The sequence below is a fragment of the Modestobacter sp. VKM Ac-2984 genome, assembly GCF_026967985.1.
GTDB lineage: Bacteria > Actinomycetota > Actinomycetes > Mycobacteriales > Geodermatophilaceae > Modestobacter.
This window is the reverse complement of the sequence record NZ_JAPVBJ010000016.1, coordinates 1-1,460: the sequence shown is the minus strand read 5'-3', so window position 1 is coordinate 1,460 and position 1,460 is coordinate 1. Positions and strand designations below refer to the sequence as shown.

Annotated in this window: 1 protein-coding gene; it reads left to right on the top strand. The window is 71.6% G+C overall.

Annotated features, from left to right (window positions below; genetic code table 11):
* Window positions 1-265 precede the first annotated feature (265 nt).
* The gene (locus tag O2W16_RS21570; protein WP_269160898.1) at window positions 266-1,309 is read left to right on the top strand and encodes an IS110 family transposase; all 1,044 of its coding nucleotides are present in this window, start codon (window positions 266-268) and stop codon (window positions 1,307-1,309) included.
* Window positions 1,310-1,460: the final 151 nt, after the last annotated feature.

Here is a 1,460-nt window from a genome sequence, read left to right as displayed (position 1 = left end):
GTCCGACACACCTCTTGCACCTGCGGTACGAAGGGGCGTCCCGTCGCCGAGGCGGGGTGCTCGTGGGCGTCACCGGCGAGGCTCGACCTCTTGCTGCCCGCCGTGTTCTGTCGTGGCCTTCGCAGTGTTTGCCCGCCGGTGACGTCCGTCGGGGTTCGGGCGGTTGACGCTTGATAGGAGCGTGGGGCCGCGGCGGCCCGCAGGTGCATGCGCTGCGCCCGAACACCGGCGATCCGCGAGCTCGTCCGACGCGGAAGGAGCCCGTGTGCTCGCCGGAATCGACACCCACAAGGACACCCTCGCGGTGGCCGTCATCGACGATGCCGGGCGGCCGGTGGTGGTCACAGAGGCAGCCAACACCGAGGCCGGCTTCGACAGCCTTGAGCGACTGCTCACCGCGCACTCGGTGACTCGGGTCGGCATCGAGGGCTCGGGCAACTACGGCCGCGGTGCGGCCGTGCATCTGGTGCTCACCGGCTCGTTCGAGGTCGTCGAGGTGCCGCCCAGCCTCACCAGCCGGGAGCGCTCCGGCCGGCCCGGCGCAGGCAAGACCGACCCGGTCGACGCGGTCGCGATCGCCCGGATCACCGCCCGGGAGCCGGCCCTGCCGCAGGTCCGGCTGGCGGTCGGTCAGGCCGCCGATCTGCGGGCGCTGGCCGACTACCGCGCTCAGCTGGTCGCCGAGCGCACCGCCCTGGCCAACCGCACTCACTCCGAACTGCACGGCCTGCTGCCCGGCTACCAGGCCGACATCCCGCGGCTGACCGCGCCGACCTTCATCACCAAGGCCCAGGACCTGCTCGCCGGCCAGACCAGCGTGCGGGCCCTGCTGACCCGCCGCCGGCTGGCACGGCTGGCCGAGCTGACCGCCGAGATCCGCGAAGTCGCCGACCTCATCACCGCCGCGGTGGCCGAGGTCGACACCGGCCTGACCGAGCTCTACGGCCTGGGCCCGATCGGTGCGGCCACCATCCTCGGCGAGGTCGCCGATGTGCGCCGCTACCGCTCCCGGCACGCCTTCGCCGCAGCCAACGGCACCGCTCCGATCCCGGCCTCCTCCGGACGCACCAGCCGGCATCGGCTCAACCGTTCAGGCAACCGCACGCTCAACCGGGTGCTCTACACGATGGCGATCACCCAGATCCGGGCCGACACCGAAGGCCGCGCCTACTACCTGCGCAAACGCGCCGAAGGCAAGACCGGACGCGAAGCGCTGCGCTGCCTGAAACGACGCCTCTCCGACGTGGTCTTCAAGACGCTGCACGAAGACCTCGCCGCCGGCCGTGCACCGACCGCGATAGGACGGTGAGTGCGGCAGCGGCAAACGGGACGCGTCTTCACGGCCGAAGCCAGCTGCGCGACAGGCTCTCAGTCCCAGACCTGATCTTTGCTGCGGCCAGTCCACCGCACCCACCGCCAGCCCGGACGCTACCGCCGAGCACTTGCACATAGGAGCTCAC